Source organism: Anaerocolumna aminovalerica, from assembly GCF_900115365.1.
In the GTDB taxonomy this organism is placed as follows: Bacteria; Bacillota; Clostridia; order Lachnospirales; family Lachnospiraceae; genus Anaerocolumna; species Anaerocolumna aminovalerica.
Map to the genome: position 1 here is coordinate 31410 of NZ_FOWD01000010.1, position 17181 is coordinate 48590.

At 34.9% G+C, this 17181-nt stretch carries 21 protein-coding genes; 18 read left to right on the plus strand and 3 right to left on the minus strand.

What is annotated here, in order from left to right; genetic code table 11:
• The 7 genes from xdhB to BM183_RS07405 all read left to right on the plus strand — a co-directional run bounded on the left by xdhB (position 1) and on the right by BM183_RS07405 (position 6486).
• Positions 1 to 885 (plus strand): xanthine dehydrogenase subunit XdhB, encoded by an 885-nt coding sequence (xdhB, locus tag BM183_RS07375; protein ID WP_091685731.1) that lies wholly within the window; start codon positions 1 to 3, stop codon positions 883 to 885.
• A complete protein-coding gene (gene xdhC / locus BM183_RS07380; RefSeq protein ID WP_091685733.1) occupies positions 882 to 1346 on the plus strand; it encodes a xanthine dehydrogenase subunit XdhC in 465 nt (154 codons plus the stop codon). The genes xdhB and xdhC overlap by 4 nt, the downstream gene beginning before the upstream one ends.
• Positions 1347 to 1370: 24 nt before the next feature.
• Positions 1371 to 1859: a nucleoside deaminase gene (locus BM183_RS07385; RefSeq protein ID WP_091685734.1), complete on the plus strand. Its 489-nt coding sequence runs from the start codon at positions 1371 to 1373 to the stop codon at positions 1857 to 1859.
• A gap of 119 nt (positions 1860 to 1978) precedes the next feature.
• Positions 1979 to 2707, plus strand: a complete 729-nt coding sequence (locus BM183_RS07390; protein WP_091685736.1) for a GntR family transcriptional regulator — start codon at positions 1979 to 1981, stop codon at positions 2705 to 2707.
• A 417-nt stretch (positions 2708 to 3124) separates the two neighbouring features.
• Positions 3125 to 4168: a Gfo/Idh/MocA family oxidoreductase gene (locus BM183_RS07395; protein WP_091685737.1), complete on the plus strand. Its 1044-nt coding sequence runs from the start codon at positions 3125 to 3127 to the stop codon at positions 4166 to 4168.
• A gap of 254 nt (positions 4169 to 4422) precedes the next feature.
• The gene (locus tag BM183_RS07400) at positions 4423 to 5478 is read left to right on the plus strand and encodes a polysaccharide deacetylase family protein (RefSeq protein ID WP_091685739.1); all 1056 of its coding nucleotides are present in this window, start codon (positions 4423 to 4425) and stop codon (positions 5476 to 5478) included.
• Positions 5479 to 5589: 111 nt separating this feature from the next.
• Positions 5590 to 6486 (plus strand): carboxypeptidase-like regulatory domain-containing protein, encoded by an 897-nt coding sequence (locus BM183_RS07405; RefSeq protein ID WP_330392358.1) that lies wholly within the window; start codon positions 5590 to 5592, stop codon positions 6484 to 6486.
• Between the two features lie 35 nt (positions 6487 to 6521).
• Here the strand turns inward: BM183_RS07405 and BM183_RS07410 are convergent, their stop codons facing one another.
• The 3 genes from BM183_RS07410 to BM183_RS07420 form a co-directional block, all read right to left on the minus strand.
• Positions 6522 to 7988 (minus strand): recombinase family protein, encoded by a 1467-nt coding sequence (locus BM183_RS07410; RefSeq protein WP_091685741.1) that lies wholly within the window; start codon positions 7986 to 7988, stop codon positions 6522 to 6524.
• A gap of 120 nt (positions 7989 to 8108) precedes the next feature.
• On the minus strand, positions 8109 to 8567 hold the full coding sequence (locus BM183_RS07415; RefSeq protein WP_091685871.1) for an ImmA/IrrE family metallo-endopeptidase: 459 nt from the start codon (positions 8565 to 8567) through the stop codon (positions 8109 to 8111).
• A 24-nt stretch (positions 8568 to 8591) separates the two neighbouring features.
• A complete protein-coding gene (locus tag BM183_RS07420) occupies positions 8592 to 9017 on the minus strand; it encodes a helix-turn-helix domain-containing protein (RefSeq protein WP_091685743.1) in 426 nt (141 codons plus the stop codon).
• Positions 9018 to 9179: 162 nt separating this feature from the next.
• Between BM183_RS07420 and BM183_RS07425 the strand changes: the two genes are divergently transcribed.
• The 11 genes from BM183_RS07425 to BM183_RS07470 all read left to right on the plus strand — a co-directional run bounded on the left by BM183_RS07425 (position 9180) and on the right by BM183_RS07470 (position 17167).
• On the plus strand, positions 9180 to 9389 hold the full coding sequence (locus tag BM183_RS07425) for a helix-turn-helix domain-containing protein (RefSeq protein ID WP_091685744.1): 210 nt from the start codon (positions 9180 to 9182) through the stop codon (positions 9387 to 9389).
• A gap of 203 nt (positions 9390 to 9592) precedes the next feature.
• Positions 9593 to 9754 (plus strand): hypothetical protein, encoded by a 162-nt coding sequence (locus BM183_RS20690; RefSeq protein WP_170847926.1) that lies wholly within the window; start codon positions 9593 to 9595, stop codon positions 9752 to 9754.
• Between the two features lie 24 nt (positions 9755 to 9778).
• The gene (locus BM183_RS07430) at positions 9779 to 10003 is read left to right on the plus strand and encodes a hypothetical protein (RefSeq protein ID WP_091685746.1); all 225 of its coding nucleotides are present in this window, start codon (positions 9779 to 9781) and stop codon (positions 10001 to 10003) included.
• 153 nt (positions 10004 to 10156) lie between these two features.
• Positions 10157 to 11935 carry a DUF927 domain-containing protein gene (locus BM183_RS07435; RefSeq protein ID WP_091685748.1) on the plus strand — a complete coding sequence of 593 codons (1779 nt, stop codon included), beginning with the start codon at positions 10157 to 10159 and terminating at the stop codon, positions 11933 to 11935.
• Positions 11936 to 12263: 328 nt separating this feature from the next.
• Positions 12264 to 12512 (plus strand): hypothetical protein, encoded by a 249-nt coding sequence (locus BM183_RS07440; protein WP_091685750.1) that lies wholly within the window; start codon positions 12264 to 12266, stop codon positions 12510 to 12512.
• A 112-nt stretch (positions 12513 to 12624) separates the two neighbouring features.
• On the plus strand, positions 12625 to 13053 hold the full coding sequence (locus BM183_RS07445) for a DUF1492 domain-containing protein (RefSeq protein WP_091685752.1): 429 nt from the start codon (positions 12625 to 12627) through the stop codon (positions 13051 to 13053).
• An 870-nt stretch (positions 13054 to 13923) separates the two neighbouring features.
• A complete protein-coding gene (locus tag BM183_RS07450) occupies positions 13924 to 14478 on the plus strand; it encodes a phage scaffolding protein (protein WP_091685754.1) in 555 nt (184 codons plus the stop codon).
• 192 nt (positions 14479 to 14670) lie between these two features.
• Positions 14671 to 15078 carry a phage tail terminator family protein gene (locus BM183_RS07455; RefSeq protein WP_091685755.1) on the plus strand — a complete coding sequence of 136 codons (408 nt, stop codon included), beginning with the start codon at positions 14671 to 14673 and terminating at the stop codon, positions 15076 to 15078.
• Positions 15079 to 15094: 16 nt separating this feature from the next.
• On the plus strand, positions 15095 to 16141 hold the full coding sequence (locus BM183_RS07460) for a phage tail sheath C-terminal domain-containing protein (RefSeq protein ID WP_091685757.1): 1047 nt from the start codon (positions 15095 to 15097) through the stop codon (positions 16139 to 16141).
• A 17-nt stretch (positions 16142 to 16158) separates the two neighbouring features.
• Positions 16159 to 16638 (plus strand): phage tail tube protein, encoded by a 480-nt coding sequence (locus BM183_RS07465; RefSeq protein ID WP_091685759.1) that lies wholly within the window; start codon positions 16159 to 16161, stop codon positions 16636 to 16638.
• Positions 16639 to 16765: 127 nt separating this feature from the next.
• Positions 16766 to 17167 (plus strand): phage tail assembly chaperone, encoded by a 402-nt coding sequence (locus BM183_RS07470; RefSeq protein WP_091685761.1) that lies wholly within the window; start codon positions 16766 to 16768, stop codon positions 17165 to 17167.
• The last annotated feature ends 14 nt before the right edge of the window (positions 17168 to 17181 follow it).

Sequence of the window (17181 nt, forward strand, 5' to 3'; positions counted from 1 at the left end):
ATGTATGATATTAAAACGGTATTAAAAGCAACATCTGTTCAAGAGGCATTAAAGCTCCTTGGGGACAATGAGGATGCAACGATTATAGATGGTGGTACGGATGTTTTAATCCGTATGAAAGAAAGAAAATTAAAGAATGCTACATTAATCAGCATACAGGATATAGGGGAACTTTATGGTGTAACCATTTTAGAGAATGGAGACATACTGATTGGTCCGGGTACGAATTTTACAGATATTGAGGAAAACAGTATCATCCAAAAACATATTCCTGTCTTAGGGTATGCCTGCAGCCAGGTAGGCAGTCCTCAAATAAGAAACATAGCAACAATTGGAGGGAATATATGTAACGGAGCAGTTAGTGCAGACAGCGTACCATCATTACTTGCTTTAGATGCTATATTGGAAATCTCAAGTCCTGATGATACAAGATTAATACCAATCAGGCAGTTTCACACGGGACCGGGCAAAACTATTTTAAAAAAACAAAAGGAACTGCTGACTAAGATAATTATTCCTAAGGACAGTTATGAAAATCATGGTGCCAACTATATTAAGTTCGGGCAAAGAAATGCTATGGAAATTTCAACATTAGGCTGTGCCGTTAATCTTAGTTTAAGTGATGATAAAAAGACTATAGAGGATTATAGAATTGCATTTGGAGTAGCTTCATCTACCCCGATCCGCTGTCCTTTTTTGGAGGAAAAGGTTAGGGGTATGGATATAGGAGAAGAACTTTTTAAAACTATAAGAAGAGAAGTTTTACATGAAGTAAATCCACGGGATAGCTGGAGGGCATCAAAGGAACTGCGTATTCAGCTAATTAAGGAGCTAAGCAGGAGAGCAACCAAACAGGCTATTTTAAATGCAGGAGGTACAGTATGATTAAAGTAATTCGTATGACAGTAAACGGTAAACTGGAGGAATTAGGTATTGATGAAAGGGAATGCCTGACAGATACCCTGAGAAACAGATTGGGACTTTTAAGTGTAAAAAAGGGCTGTGAAGCAGGGGAGTGCGGAGCATGTACTGTATTGATAGACGGCAAGGCAAAGAACAGCTGTGTTTATTTAACAGTATGGGCTGAGAATAAAGAAATAATTACAGTTGAAGGTATTCGGGGTAAAAGCGGAAATCTCCATCCTGTTCAACAGGCCTTTGTTGATGAAGCTGCCATTCAATGCGGATTTTGTACACCGGGATTGATATTGACAGGAGTGGAATTAGTGAACTCCGGTAAAAAATATACAAGAGAAGAACTAAGAACTCTTATTTCAGGACATTTATGCCGATGTACAGGATATGAAAATATACTTCATGCCCTTGAGAAGGTGGTAGGAAAATAATCAAATTATAGAGAGGTAAATAGAATGGATAATAGTAAATATATTGAATATTTAAAAGAAGCACTGGAAGTTTCAAAGGAATCAAGAGCCAGGGGAAATACTCCCTTTGGCGCGGTTCTTGTTGACGGGGAAGGTAAGGTGGTACTAAAGCAAGGTAACGCAGAAGGAGATACCCATGATGCAACGGCCCATGCAGAGCTTACCTTAGCTTCAAGAGCAAGTAAAATGTTTGATAAAAACTACCTGTGGGACTGTACTCTTTATACCACTGTGGAACCTTGTCCAATGTGTACCGGTGGAATTTATTGGACCAATATAGGGACGATTGTATATGGTATTTCTGAAGAAAGACTCCTTGAATTAACAGGAAGTGATGAGAAAAATCCAACCTTTAATATGGGTGCAGAAAAGGTCATTGCTGCAGGCCAGAAAGATATTAAGGTAATTGGTCCGATCCCTGAAATGGAAGAAGAAATTGTAGAAGTGCATAAGGGGTTTTGGAATAAAAAATAGACAGTAAGTCTCACAATCAACTAACCTATCCATAGGGAAATGTTATTTGACGGAAAAAATTATATATGTTATATTTATTTAGGCTGAAAGGCCTAAAAAGATAAAGAGGGGATTAAGTAGTGAAACAAACTTTACAACTGTCAGAACAAGTAACGCAAAGATTATTGCAGGAAATTCAAAGCGGAATATACTTTAATTATAACCGTTTACCTTCCGAGGTTGAAATTGCTGAATATCTGGGGGTTAGCCGTACTGTAATCAGAGACTGCTTAGCGGTATTGGAAAGAGAAGGCTTTATTAGCCGTAAACATGGTGTTGGTACGATTATTAACCGTCATGTTATAAACGTTAAAACCAGAATAGATTTAGAACAGGAATTTTTAGAAATGATAGAAAGCACAGGTCAAAAAGCCAAAATAGCCTATGCTGATGTGAGAGATATAAATGCGGATAAACAGATTGCTGAAAAGCTTCATATTAAAGAAGATGAACCTATCTTCCAGGTTGTAAGAATGATAACTGCCGATGATAAACCAGCTATCCTTTGTACGGATCACATTGCAAAAAAGCTACTTAAAGAAACGAAATATAATACGGAAGAACTAAAATTACCTATATTTCATTTCTTAAGAAAATATTGCCACGTAGAAGTTTATATGGATTTAACTGAAGTTAAGGCAGTTGGAGCTGATGAAACGGTAGCGGAATTTTTCCATATTGATGTAGGTTCTCCTCTTCTATATATGGATGAAGTGGGTTACAACTTTAAAGGAACTCCTGTTTTGTACTCTCAGGAATATTATATGGATGGCATTTTAAAGCATATGATGCTTCGCAAAAAGATTTAAGACATTAACTTAACATAATCATTAAGAATTAATTAACAGCTAAAAAAGAAAGTTCCGGAATACTATCAAATTGTAAATTTTAATAGTAACGATTTTTCGTATATAAAATCCTTAGGATGACATATTTTTATAAATTGTCATTCTGAGGATTTTGTGTTCTAAGAATTGTTTTGAGAGCTGTATGAAGTTCCCCATTCATGCAGTTCGTTCAGCTTTGGCGTGATGGAGTCAAGAATACCATGGAACCAACTCTTAACAGGAATGGAAAGCAATTCATTCAGGTACATGATATAATTTTTATTCGGATTAAAATGAGCTCTTTATGATACAATATAGAAGTACATAAATGGGAAACCATAACAGAATCAGTTTCATGGCTGGCGGCAGTATGAGCCAATATAAAAAAGGAGGATTTTTATGGCTAAAGTAATTAATGTGGGTATTGCAGGTTTTGGTATGTCAGGACAGATTTTTCAGGCGGCCTTTCTTCATGTACATAATAATTTTAATATAAAAAAGGTATTTGAAAGAAAATCATCAAAATCAAAGGAACAATATCCATATGTTAAGGTGGTATCAACATTTGAAGAATTGCTAACAGAAGATATTGATTTGATTGTTATATCAACTCCAAATAAACTTCATTATTCCATGGCAAAACAGGCATTAGAAGCCGGTAAAAATGTTATTGTTGAAAAGCCTCTGTGCATTTATCCTGAGGAAGCAGAAGAATTAATTCAGACAGCAGAAGAAAAAGGAGTGCTACTAAGTGTTTACCAAAATAGAAGATGGGATGGAGGTTTCTTAACTGCAAAAAAGCTAATAGAAGAAGGCAGATTAGGAGAAGTTGTAGATTATGAAGCTCATTTTGACAGATTCGTAAAAGGTAAGAGTGCAAAAGAATGGAAAGAAACCGGCGAAGCCGGTGTAGGTGTGCTATATGATCTGGGAGTTCATATTATTGATCAGGCGGTGTGCCTGTTTGGAATGCCAAAGGAAGTATATGCGGACATCCGTTCCCAAAGAGAGGAAACTTTAGGTGATGATAATTTTCAAGTATATCTATATTACGATAAGATGAAGGCGGTTTTGTCGGCAAGTCAACTGGTAAAGGAAGTGGGACCCCATATTGTGGTACATGGCACAAAGGGTTCCTTTGTAAAATACGGAATGGATGTACAGGAAGAAAAATTAAAAGCCGGTGAATTACCTGTGGGAGATGATTGGGGAAAGGATGAGGAAGAAAACTGGGGCATATTAAATACAGAAGCAGATGGTGTCAATTACCGGGGACGAATTGAGACAGAAAGAGGTAATTATCATAAATTCTATGATAACATTTATGGAGTTCTAACAGGCGAAAGGGAACTGGAAGTTAAGCCTGAACAGGCTAAAGATGTATTACGTATTCTGAAAGCAGCCAAGGAAAGTGTAGAAAAAGGACGCAGAATTAAGTTATAGCCAGGAATGATTAGATTTTAATTGCATAAAATTATAGATATATAGGAAAGGGTTGCTGCAAAGTAGTTTGTGGGATAACTTGAGGCTATCACTACAGCCACAGGTAATACGCATTTCGTTTTGTAACAATCCTTTTAAATATATAAGGTTGATGGAAGAAAGGAAAAGAAAATTATATACCGCTTCTTTCCACCTGTTTTTTGCGGCAGCCCCGGATACCAGGGGGCTAGAAATGTTTAGAAAAAGGATATGCAATGGAAAAGAATAAGAAAGAAAATATAATTATTGGTGTGTTATTACTAATACTGGCAATTTTGCTGATCAGATTGTTACTTTTAAAGAAAGGTAATGATTTGGTAGCCATTCAGGATACCGGAACTCCACATATGTTTTCCGATAACTCCACTCAATTACCATCAAAGTTAGAGAATGAAGCAGCCTTACATAATGACCTGTATAAGGAAGAAATTTATTCAGAAGAAGGAAATTCAAAAAGAGCAATTAATGAGTTAGAGGATTCTCAAATAAAAACGGATATAGAAGATGGTACAGTTGATAACAAAGTATTTGATGACAAAAACTTGGATAAGGAAAAAATAGTATCACAGGATAAACATTTTGCATATATGGATCTGTTCCCAGACATGTATGTTGAAACAGTAAAACCGGTTATTCAGTTAAAGGATAGAAAAGTTGCCTATCTTTCCTTTGATGATGGGCCCAGCAGAATTACAAAAGATATATTAAAAATATTAGAGGAAGAAGGGATAAAGGCTACATTTTTTGTAATAGGTTCTACCCTGACGGAAGATGGGGAAGAATGTCTCAAAATGATGATTGAGCAGGGGCATGAAATTGGAATACACACCTATTCTCACAATTATAAAAAAATATATGCTTCTGTTGAAGCTTATTTAGAAGATTTTTATACCGTATATGAGCAGATTTATGAAATTACTGGTGTACAGCCAAAAATATTCCGTTTTCCATGGGGCAGTATAAACAGTTACAATAAGAATATAAATAATCAGCTTATTACAGAGATGGAAAGAAGGGGTTTTACTTATTATGACTGGAATGTAAGTGCAGAAGATTCAATAGGCAAGCCAACGGAATATAACGTTTGGAAAAATGTAATGAAAGATGTTGAAAAATATAAGTATCCTATAATTCTGATGCATGATTCTGCAACCAATAGAGTCACTGCCAATTCTTTAAAAAAGGTTATAAAATCCATTCGTGAGAAAGGGTATGATTTTGATACCTTAAATAATAGAGAGCCTTACCAATTTGGAAAAACCAACAAATGAAAGGATGAAACACAATATTATAATCACTTTCCCGTTAAAGATAGCATATATTAGAATAAAATAATTTTTTAACGATTGATGGGATATGATCAATTGTTTGAAGGAATTTGCATGAGTAATTTGAATTATAGAGTTTATCCGGCTCAGATGGAAACCCAGTCTTTTGGAAGATTACGGGTAGATTGTACTACCGATGTTGGTTTTAGGCCAATTTCCAATGCAACTGTAGAAATAGCTTCTACAGGAAATCCCGGTAATGTGATAGAAACAATAACTACCAATGAAATAGGGCGGACAGGTGAAATAGAACTTCCTGCACCTCCCATTGAATATAGTCTGGAACCGGTAATAGAACAGCCTTATTCGGAATACAACATAAGAGTAACTGCTCCCGGATTTGCACCAGTTGAAGTCAATGCAGCACAAATATTGCCGGATGTTACTTCAGACCAACCGGTAAGTATGGCTCCAAGTGAAGTTAGTGGCAGTGAATTATTTGTAGTGTTACCACATACCCTTTATTATGAATATCCGCCTAAAATAGCAGAAGATGAGATAAAAAGTGAGTTTGAAACCGGTGAAATTGTATTGGAAAGAGTAGTAGTTCCTGAATTTGTAGTAGTTCATGACGGCCCTCCTTCTGATCCTTCTGCCACCAACCATTATGTAAGGTATCGTGATTATATTAAGAATGTAGCTTCCAGTGAAATCTATGCTACTTGGCCTGAGGCTACCATTTATGCAAATGTATTAGCAATTATGTCATTTACATTAAACAGGGTATATACAGAGTGGTACCGGAATCAAGGCTACAATTTTACAATAACCTCCTCTACTGCCTTCGATCATAAATGGATGAATGGCAGGAATATATATGATAATATAGGCGTGATAGTAGATTCTATATTCAACAACTATCTTTCCAGACCGAACGTAAGACAGCCTATTCTGACACAATATTGTGACGGAAAAAATGTTCAGTGTCCTGGGTGGATGACCATATTGTAACAGGGTATGTATGTAGAGGAAAAAAATATAGTGGCTTAACTGTAGTAATAATAAAAGTCGATAATTCCTTCTCTTTTATTGTAAACTATTTTCTCTATTATAGATTTCATGGCTTTATTCTTAGTGATGTTATCTATTTTATCGTCGGTTATAATTTGATAAACTTCTTTGATTCTTTGAACCATTTCTGATGTATGATCCTTATCTATATCATTTTTCAGTTGGTTAATCTGTTTCATAACATCTTCCTTTTCTTTTAGCAGCATTTCTTTGTTACGTTTATATTCTTCCAAGGTATCTATTCCGTTTACATAAGCATTTTTTACTCTTTTTTCTTTAGATAAAATTTTATTTAATTGCTGCTCTAATAATGTTGTATCGGACTTATACTCATGTTTGATTATTTCATATTCTACTTGTTCTGAAGCTATGATCTCTTCAAGGCTTTTCATAATATAGGGGATAAGAATATTTTCCGATACGCTGTTGCTTATGGGGCATTTGCCTTTATTATAGCCATTACATATAAATTGTCTGTATTTTGAACGGGTTGTGGTGGAAGAGGTCATGGTCCTGCCGCAATGGACGCATTTAATTAATCCCGATAACCAATGCTTATACTCCGTAACAGGACGTGATTTACTTAAAGGAGCGTATTCTCTATTGAAACGTTCCTGGGCTTTTTCAAACAGTTCTTCAGAAATTATTGGTTCCTGTTCTCCTTTTTCTATAATCCACTCAGATTCATCTTTCACTGTTCTGGAATCATTATGAACCCGGTTCCATCTGATATAACCCTTATATATGGGATTTTGAATAATATATTCAACAGATCTGCGTTCAAATTTTTTGCCTTGCTTTGTTTTTAAGTTCAGAGCATTCAAATATTTTGCCAGTTGAAAGGAAGTAAGTCCTTCATAAACGTATTTATTAAAAATAGTTTTTACAATCTCCGCTTCCTCAGAAACAATTACTGGAATGGCTCCGTGATGCTCAATCCTATAACCAATGGGCGGACTTGCCTGATAACCTCCTCTGAGGGCTTTTTCCGTCATACCTCTGTATACTTCACCGGATAGCCGGATGGAATAGTATTCATCCATCCATTCTATGATTCTTTCTATAAGTGAACCAAAAGGGCCATCCACTAATGGCTCTGAAATACTGATAACATCCACACCATTCTTCTTCAATAAGGATTTATAAACGATACTTTCTTCTTGATTCCTGGCAAAACGAGAATATTTCCAAACCAGTATCACATGGAAAGGATGATCTTTTTGTTTAGCCAGTCCAATCATCTTTTGAAATTGTGGACGTTTGTCCGCTTTTTTTCCGGATATACCGTTTTCGATGAAAATATATTGTTCTGATACAATCATATTGTTTTTTTCTGCGTAATCCAGTAATAGACGTTTTTGAGCATCGGGAGAAAGTTCTTCCTGCTTATCGGTACTTACCCGGATATATAAGGCGGCTATCCTGGCAGATGCTGTTTGCATATTATCAACTCCTTTTTTCATTATATTGAGAAAAGGACATAAAAATGCCCTGGTTTGAGAACCAGAGCATATATTTTAGTATCGTATAGCGTAAACTATTTTCACCAAAACTCACATCTATTATATTAGTTTCATAACTCCGAGATAGGGTTCAAAATAAATTATGTAATTATCAACTGCAGTATATTCCCCATATTTACCCCTATAATATTTAATAGCATCATGTAAAAACTCTTCTGTAACATCTAAGTAATCAGCCATACTATATAAATTATGGCAGCCATATTCATAGGCTCTGATTATTCCGGTTAGCCCTATTTGGTTATTATATGCCCATAACCTTGCTCTTAATTCTTGCTTCTTATTTCTCACATTCTGTAAATCTATAATGTTTCCCACAGTAGTATGATAATGTCCAAGTTCCTCTGCAAGGATACAAGCTTTTTCTTTTAATGTAGGCACATCTTTTTTAATTGCAATCTTTTTGTCAAAAATTCTACCCTTATTCCCCTGAAGAGGCTTTTCTTTTACGATCAGTCCATAATTGGATGCCTCTTCAAGCAGTTCATCATATGTCATATATAACATCACCCTCCAATAAAATTAGAAATTATCGTCATTCATGATATCATTATCATGCTGTAATTCTTCTTCTGTTGCGCCTTCTATGGCATGAGCTGCATTTACAACCAGGTGAGGTTTGTTACAACGGTTATACTCCATCTCTAAAACAGTATCTACGGTATGTTTACCTTTGTTATCAATGGAACGGTATTTATATAGGTGTGCTTCCTCAGATTTGGAAAGCTGAGGTTGCTCCCAGGGCTTTTCATCCCATCCCATTAGATATGAGGGAGAACATTGTAAGGCGTCAGCTAACAACTTAATTTTATCCCGCCTTACATTTTTGATCTCCCCGCTTTCATATCTTTGTATAGTTGGTGTACTAACTCCAACTATTTTTGCTAATTCATCCATAGTCATATTTAATTCCAAACGCCGATTTTTTATCTTATCTTTAAATTCCACTTTTCATCAACCTTTCTTGATTAATATTAAAATAACATATTTTTTACCAATATGCAATAGTAATTTTTGCGTAAAAGTAAAAAATATTTTGCGTTTATGTATTGACATATAAAATTAGAGGTGGTAACATAAGTTGCGTAAACGTAAGAAAGGAGACGGCTAATGTTTGATAAACTAAAATTCTTAGGAAAAATCAAAGAAAGGGGGAAAACAATTCAGGAGGTAGCTGATTTCCTGGGGATTAATCCAGCTACCCTTTATAGAAAGATGAATGGAGAAAGTGATTTCTATAGAGAAGAAATTCAGAAGTTGTGTGATTTTTTAAATTTTGAAGACCCAATGAAAATTTTTTTTGCTGAAAAAGTTACGTAAACGCAAGAAAGGAGAGTGGGATAGAAGATGTAATTCTCCAAAATCAATGGAGAAACCCATAACTAAGTTTTTAAAGTATTTAGGTAACAAGGGAATCACTGGAACTGTAATTCCAAGATAAGTTATGCATATGAAATACACATATGAAAAGAATAGCAACAAGTACAGGCAGTAATACATAACTTATAAAGGGGTGGTTATTTTTGAAAGAGCTAACTATAAGAACCTTTGTAAAAATTAACGGTGATTATCAATTATGGGAGTCACTGTCAAGTGAAAAGCAAAATGAAATTGGTATATCATTAAATGAAAGAGCTTTAAGAGCTATAGGTTATGTACCGGTTAAAAAAGAAAAAACTACTTAGTCTGTATGAAGGAGGGAAAAAGGTTTGAACAATGAAGTAATTACAATCCAGGATTGTTTGGACATGTACGAAAAGAAGAACAGAGTTACAGTTTTAAGAAATGGACAAGTTGTTTCATTCAGTAGAGAGAAAAAAAGCTCACCGGAACCGCCATTCCAAAGTGAGCACATAACAAATTATTACAAGACCATTATAGCACGGAATCAGAAGGAAAACAAGATGGCAGTGGGTATCAGTGTATCCGATTAGAAAAATACAGTTAGGATCAGATCAATCAATGTATAAGCGGATGCTATAATTTTATTTCATTATCAGATGAAGATATATGAGTAAAAAGATAACTACCGGCTGGAAATACTAAATAATGGACAGAAGAAGGGCGCGAGGAGGTGTTATTAAGATATGGAGAATATTTCGGTTAAATATTTTACAAAAGCAGAGTTTAACACAGAAGAGCCCTATAGGTTATTGTTTCAACTCCGCAACAACAGATTTAAGTATAATCAAATATTTACCACACTATCAGAAAATGCCTCTGACGTAGGATTTAAGGGTTTTGGCAGAATGTTTAAAGCATTTACAGAAGAACGGGCTGACAAAGGTGTAGTTATAGATAATATTACAAAATTCGAAGGACAAGAAATGGAACTTAAGACTGGTGAGTGGATTGCTGATGATTTTGGAGTCCGCAGGTGCAATGATCGAAACGGTGAAGATATAGCTTGTGTTCATCCCATAATGCCTGTTGAGAGGCTTGTTAATATTGATACCGGGATTGAAAAATTAAAGATAGCTTTTCGGAAAGGGAATACCTGGAGAAAAGAAATATATGACAGAAGAACATTAGCCAGTGCTAATAATATATTAGATCTAGCTAATAATGGGGTAGCTGTTACTTCTGAGAATTCCAGATACCTGGTACGGTATATCCACGACATTGAAAACCTTAACTATGATATTATTCCCCAAAAAAGTTCAGTAGGCAGATTGGGATGGATTAATGATGGATTCAGCCCATATATAAAGGACTTGATTTTTGACGGAGAAAATAATTTTAAAAAAATATTTAACGCTATAAAGACCAAAGGCAGCTTTGATGAATGGTTAAAGGTTGCAAGAGATGTAAGGGCAACTAACTCTCCGGCCAGGATTGTACTTGCTGCAAGTTTTGCAAGTGTTCTTGTAAAAGTTTTAGGTAAGCTTAATTTTATGGTCCATCTTTGGGGAAGTACTGAAACCGGTAAAACCCTTTCACTTTTCCTGGCTTCTTCCGTTTGGGCAAATCCAGGTGAAGATGGTTTTATACAGACGTTTAATGGTACTCAGGTTGGTATAGAACTTTTAGAGGGATTTTTAAATAACTTGCCCCTTATTATGGATGAATTCCAGCTGGTTAAAGATAAGAAAATGTTTGAAAATACTGTCTACATGATATGTGAGGGAATTGGCAGATTAAGAGGTAAAAAGACAGGTGGATTGCAGGATACCCCAACATGGAAAAACTGTACATTAACATCAGGAGAATCACCTATCACTAATAATTCAAGTGGTGGAGGTGCAGTAAATAGAATTATTGAAATGGAATGTAAAACAAAATTGTTTCATAATGCTCCTGAGGTTGCTGATATAGTGCGCAGAAATTATGGACATGCCGGTAAAGCCTTTGTTTTACTTTTAAATAATGATTTTGCTAAATCTATGGCAATGAAGTTATATAAGGAATTCTATGATTCATTAAGGGGGGATTCCACTGAAAAACAAACAATGGCCGCAGCTATGATTTTAACCGCTGATACTTTAGCCACTAAATGGATATTCACAGATGATAACCCGTTAAAGGTTGAAGATATAGAGCAATATCTTCATAGCAAGGAATCCGTTGATGTATGTGCAAGAGGGTATGAGTACCTGAAAGATATGCTGGCGGTAAATCAGTATAAGTTTTTTGAGCCGGGTAAAGCTCCAATAAGCGAATATTGGGGAACTGTATCCGGTGGAAAAATCAATATTATTAAAAGCATATATGAAAAGATCTGTAATGAAGGCGGGTATGATCCAAAAGCAATAGCATCATGGATGAAACAGAGAAGTTATACAGAAACATCAGAAGATAGAGAGTACAAAAGAGTAAGCATAAATGGAAGTAAAAAGTGGTGTGTTTGTATAAAAGAAACCAGGTAACTTGAAAATAGAAAATAAGAGCTACAGCTCGACCATTGAGCCCCATAAGTTCCCATTAAAATAAAGAAGCGGGAACCAAAGAAATGTAGTAAATGCAATAGTTTAACGATATGGTTCCCTAAAATAACAGTTCCCGAGAAAAAGGATATAAAGAAATTCACTTAAAAATAAGTACTGTATATGTCTTGCTTTTTGTACGTGGAAAAAAATGCAGGAACTTTGGGAACCGTTGTTACTAAAACCAATAGAAACAGGTAGTTAATCGGTTCCCAATTATATAAAAGATTATGGGAACCTTGAGAACTTCTGGAACTGCAAGGAGGGAAATATGGCGGATACTAAGGAAAATATTCCAACACCTGAACAAATAAGACTAATTTTTAAATATACCTATATGATATATGACAAATATAAAAATGCTAAATCAGATCAGGATTTTCAGAGCTTAGTTAAAGCATGTCATGACTTACTAAGGCGGCTCCCTTTTAAGTTGTGCGAAAAGATTCTTTTGGAAATCTGTAATGTTATTGAAAAAGAATATAAAAACAGGTGCGGGTTAAAAACGCAAATGGATTGAACTAAACGTTAAATTATTTTAAAGATTATGCACTGTAAGCTGCATAACTTTTGAATATGCAGTATGAAATGAATATTTCAGTAGTTACAACAATTAACGAAGGAGTGATATCTTGACAGAGAAAGATTTAAATCAATACAAAGCGATTAAAAAGGAAATTGCTGACCTAAATAGAAGAATAAGAGAAACAAAAGAAGGAGAAGTAGTACATCTCGGTATTGTTAAAGGTTCTAGCAAAAACTTCCCATACAATACAAAAAACTTTCATATTAATGGAATAGATCCCGAAGATGCAAGCAGGCGTCAGGAGCTGCTTGTGAAGCTTCTAAGACAAAGAGAAGCACAAAAGGATGAGTTACTTAAAAAACAAATGGAGATTGAAAATTACATATTTGGGATTAACGATAGTACTACAAGAACTATATTTAGAATGTATTTTATTGATGAACTAAGCCAATTGCAGATTGCTAACAGAACCGGATACGATCAAAGTGTTGTATCAAGGAAGATTAAGCAATACTTACGAAAAGAAAATGACTAATTTGAGAGTTTTATATTAAATATTTATAAGGGATTATATGAAATCATAGCTATATAAAGAGGACTTTACCACATTGCATAAACAGCATAATATTATGTGTTAAAATTGTATTATGGAAAGCTGTGGGTGAGAGTCGCCAGGAAGTTATTTGGTGTCAAAAGCAATCCTATATTCATTCTAAGAGATTGGAGCTTTTACCACATTGCATAAACAGCATAATATTGTGTGTTAAAATTGTATTATGGAAAGCTGTGGGTGAGAGTCGCGGGAAGTTTTGGTGTCAAAACTAGCAATCCTATATTCATTCTAAGAGATTGGAGCTTTTACCATATTGCATAAACAGCATAATATTATGTATTAAAATTGTATTATGGAAAGTTGTGGGTTAGGATCACCTGGTATTTATTTGATGCCAAAGCTTAGAATTATTATATTCTTTCAATGAAATTGGGACTTTACCACATTGCATAAATAGCATAATATTATGTGTTAAAATTGTATTATGGAAAGTTGTGGGTGAATCACCTGGTATTTATTTGGTGTAAAAGATTAGAATTTAATCATTTTTTCTGAGAGATTGGGACCTTACCATATTGCATAAATAGCATAATATTACCTGTTAAAATTGTATTATGGAAAGGTGTAGGTGAGAGCCACCTGGAAGTTATTAAATGCCAAAGCTTAGCAAATATTATATTCTTCCTCAGAGCTTGGCACTTTTAATACTTTATATTTCCATTCATAAAGGCATTCTGTCTGTTTGACAGGGTGCCTTTTCATATCGTCACTTTGGTACTTCGGACGCTAACTGTAAAGACAAATAGGACCGGACTGAACCGGGTAAAAAATGAATTTGAAAGGGGAATAAAATTGAAAAAAGAAAATTTAATTGCATTAGGTTTAACAGAGGAACAGGTAAGCGAAGTCATGGACATTTATGCAAAAGATTTAAAAGGTTACATACCAAAAAAACGCTTTGATGAAGTAAACGACTCTAGAAAAGACCTTGAAAAGCTGATTAAGAATAAAAATGAGCAGCTTATAAGCTTTGAAGAAAAAATCAAAGGTTGTGAAGAAGCGGAAAAGATTATAAAGAAGCTTCAACAAGAGTATGAGTCTGCAAAGAAATCCTACGAGGCTAAAATTAAAGATATGACTATTACTTCTGCAATCCAATCTAAGCTGATGAATGTTAAGTATTCAGATTTATTATTGGATAAGTTTGATAAATCAGTATTAGTTGTTAATGAAGATGAAACAGTATCCGGTATTGATGAACAACTTACTATGCTAAAAAAACAGTATAATGATTTATTTATTGACATGAAAGATAAGGAACTCAATTGTCAAGAAAAAAGCCCGGAGGGGATAAAGAATCCCTGGAGCATAGAACATTTTAATTTAGCTGTAAAGGTTAAGGTTTAGAGTCTGAAATTTAATGATATCCGATGTTTAGAAGAAGCGATGAATTAGTAATCCTTAAAACTTTGGCAAGTTGTGGATTTGTTTATCCGTAAAAGCATAAACCATAATTAATTATGAATTAAAAAATGGAACAACCTCTTTTCGTAATATGAAAATTATAAAAGAGGAAACGTAGAGAGGGTGAAAAAGAGCATGATAAGTGAAATGAAACAAGCCATAGTCAATAAACTCCAAGAACTATACCCAACATACCCAATATACATGGATGATGTTCCACAGAGCCTTACCAAACCTGCTTTTATAATTTTCCTAATAGAACAGGAGTATAAAAAACGAATAAATTCAAAGTACACAGGAAGAATCAGATTTGATATTTCTTACTACTCGGATAAACCAACTGCAGAGACTAAGCTGGATTCCCAAACAGTACAAGAAAATCTGTTTCGTGAGTTTGATTTAATGGGAACATTCAGAGCTATAAACAAGAAATCAGAGTTTGTAGATAATGTTCTGCATTTTACATTTGATATTAAATACTCGGAAATGAAAGTAGAAATGGAAGCACAAATGAAATCTCAAACAACAAATACAAATATTTAAGAAAGAAGGGTGAATAATGGCAGGAACATGGAATAATCAAAATAAAGTTTTACCTGGTGCGTATTTAAATTTCCGTACAAACGCGCCTCTCTCTATTACTCCCGGTGATAGAGGAATTGTGGTATTGCTACAGGAAATCAGTAAAGGTGCAGCAGGTGAAATGTATGTTATCTCTGCATTAGATCAATCAAAATATCCGTCTGATATGCCGGCTGAGGACAAGCTGCTTGTCAAGGAAGCATTAAAAGGAGCAAAGACAGTAATCCTATATAATCTTGGTACGGAACATACTGCCGATACAATTAGCTCTGCGCTAGATGCTTTAAAGACGGTAGTATTCAATGTACTGGTTTATCCTTATGATGGTACTGCTTATGAAGGGAATAAGGCTGCAATTAAAACATGGATTAATACGATGCGCTCAGAAGAGGGTGTAAAAATTCAAGCTGTTATGGCTAACTATGCAGGTGATGGTGAATCCATTATTAATGTTACACAGGGTGTGGAATTAGCAGAGGGAATCACATTAACTCCACAGCAGTGTACTGCATGGGTAGGCGGTATTAGTGCCGGTGCAAACATTAATCAATCCAACACCGGAAGAAAATATGATGGCGCCATTGATGTTGTTCCTCGTATGACAAAAACGGAGCAGGAAGCGGCCATTACTGCCGGTGAATTTATCTTTAAAGTGGATGCTGCCCAGAATGTTACTGCGGTATATGATATTAACTCATTAACTACCAAAACAGTTGAAAAGGGTGAAATATTCAAGAAGAATCGTGTTGTTCGTACCATTGATGGAATCCATAAGGATGTTTCAGAAATATTCGAATCTAATTACGTGGGAAAAGTAAATAACAACGCAGACGGCAGATCATTCTTAAGAGCAACATTAATTGAGTATTTCAACGAATTGCAAAGAATGGGAGCGATTCAGAATTTCACACCGGAGGATGTAACAGTTGCATCCGGAACAAATTCTGACGCAGTGGTTATTGATTGCTACATTCAACCTGTGGACAGCATTGAGAAGATTTATATCTCAGTGAATTTAGCATAAGAAAGGGGAACTAGATCATGGCAGATAATTATGTAAGATTAAGTGATACTATATCCGCAAAAGAGGGTAGGGCGTATATTATCGTAGATGGACAGCGTAGAGAACTTTTTGAAATCTCCAGTCTTAAGGCACAATTAGAATTAAAGGTTCAAGAGCGCCAGATGCTGGGGCACCGCATGACGCAGCATAAAGTAATTGGAGCAACTGGTACCGGTTCTATGACAATGTATTTTATGAATTCGGAGATGCTTAATTTAGCCATAGCTTACATACAAAAAGGTAGGTATAGTGGTATAACGCTTGGTGTTGTAAATGAAGATGCACAATCTACCGTTGGGAAACAAGAAGTAAAAATAATGAATGTTTTATTTAAGACAATTCCAGTTGCTACGCTGGACGACCAGTCTGATGATCCAATTACAATTGAAACGGAATTTACATTTGACGATTTAACTGGTTTAGAGTTCTTTAGATTACCTGGAAATTACAATAACTAACCAGTCTATGACCCAATTATAATTGAAATTTATATTTGATGATCTGACCGGTTTAGCGTTCTTTCAGTCACCTGCAAATTTTAGATAATATGGGAGCTTCGGCTCCCTTTTCAAGGAGGAAAATAATATGAAATCATTAAAAGCATTTTTAAACCCAGTACAAGTAGAAAACAAAGAAGTTATTGTATCCAATCGATTTAAAGAAAACGATAAAGTGGTTCCTTTTATTATAAGACCCATTACCCAGGAAGAAAATAAATTACTAATCAAAAAATATACAAAAAAAGATAAAAAAGGTACAGAAGTCTTTGACAGAGCCGAATATGTACAGGCCTTAACTGCCAGTGCAGTTGTTTTTCCTGACCTGAAAAATGCAGAGTTACAAAATGCATATGGTGTGTTAGGTGAATCTAGTTTATTACAAAAAATGCTATACGTAGGTGAATATGCTGAATTAGCAATTGCAGTACAAGAATTAAGCGGTTTGGATAAAGATATTAATAATGATATTGAAGAAGCAAAAAACTAATAATGCAAGGTGAT

Excerpts from the sequence above, each read along its gene's own strand:
- BM183_RS07435 (WP_091685748.1), top strand. The coding sequence starts at position 10,157 with ATGGAGAATATTTCGGTTAAATATTTTACAAAAGCAGAGTTTAACACA.
- BM183_RS07470 (WP_091685761.1), top strand. The coding sequence starts at position 16,766 with ATGAAATCATTAAAAGCATTTTTAAACCCAGTACAAGTAGAAAACAAA.
- xdhC (WP_091685733.1), top strand. The coding sequence starts at position 882 with ATGATTAAAGTAATTCGTATGACAGTAAACGGTAAACTGGAGGAATTA.
- BM183_RS07415 (WP_091685871.1), bottom strand. The coding sequence starts at position 8,567 with ATGACATATGATGAACTGCTTGAAGAGGCATCCAATTATGGACTGATC.
- BM183_RS07425 (WP_091685744.1), top strand. The coding sequence starts at position 9,180 with ATGTTTGATAAACTAAAATTCTTAGGAAAAATCAAAGAAAGGGGGAAA.
- BM183_RS07395 (WP_091685737.1), top strand. The coding sequence starts at position 3,125 with ATGGCTAAAGTAATTAATGTGGGTATTGCAGGTTTTGGTATGTCAGGA.
- BM183_RS07460 (WP_091685757.1), top strand. The coding sequence starts at position 15,095 with ATGGCAGGAACATGGAATAATCAAAATAAAGTTTTACCTGGTGCGTAT.
- BM183_RS07405 (WP_330392358.1), top strand. The coding sequence starts at position 5,590 with ATGAGTAATTTGAATTATAGAGTTTATCCGGCTCAGATGGAAACCCAG.
- BM183_RS07410 (WP_091685741.1), bottom strand. The coding sequence starts at position 7,988 with ATGCAAACAGCATCTGCCAGGATAGCCGCCTTATATATCCGGGTAAGT.
- BM183_RS07455 (WP_091685755.1), top strand. The coding sequence starts at position 14,671 with ATGATAAGTGAAATGAAACAAGCCATAGTCAATAAACTCCAAGAACTA.
- xdhB (WP_091685731.1), top strand. The coding sequence starts at position 1 with ATGTATGATATTAAAACGGTATTAAAAGCAACATCTGTTCAAGAGGCA.
- BM183_RS07440 (WP_091685750.1), top strand. The coding sequence starts at position 12,264 with ATGGCGGATACTAAGGAAAATATTCCAACACCTGAACAAATAAGACTA.
- BM183_RS07400 (WP_091685739.1), top strand. The coding sequence starts at position 4,423 with ATGGAAAAGAATAAGAAAGAAAATATAATTATTGGTGTGTTATTACTA.
- BM183_RS07465 (WP_091685759.1), top strand. The coding sequence starts at position 16,159 with ATGGCAGATAATTATGTAAGATTAAGTGATACTATATCCGCAAAAGAG.
- BM183_RS07385 (WP_091685734.1), top strand. The coding sequence starts at position 1,371 with ATGGATAATAGTAAATATATTGAATATTTAAAAGAAGCACTGGAAGTT.